We start from the raw sequence: 266 nt of genomic DNA on the forward strand, positions 1-266 counted from the left end.
TTGATCATAGAATTGTATGATGATAAAAAGAATTACAAATTTGAACTGGTAAAATCTGTAAAACTGGAAAAAGCACCCAATAACCAGTTTATTGTGATGGCCAGACAGATGAGCGTTCCTGTAACCTGGGACAAATACAAAAGTACGAAACTTACCTTTTATGAATCACCGGTAAATTTCATCAAAAGCGGAATGGGATCATCCAATACAGACGGACAGTTTTTCCTGAATGACGGAACAAAAGTGAATCCTACCAATATGCGGGA

General features: G+C 36.8%; 1 protein-coding gene. It reads left to right on the forward strand.

From position 1 onward, the window contains the following. Window positions 1-266, forward strand: a 266-nt coding sequence (locus SCA31_RS23730) for a hypothetical protein (RefSeq protein WP_410699463.1), incomplete at both ends; no start/stop codon positions are given.

Source organism: Chryseobacterium sp. SIMBA_028 (assembly GCF_046535285.1).
Lineage (GTDB): Bacteria > Bacteroidota > Bacteroidia > Flavobacteriales > Weeksellaceae > Chryseobacterium.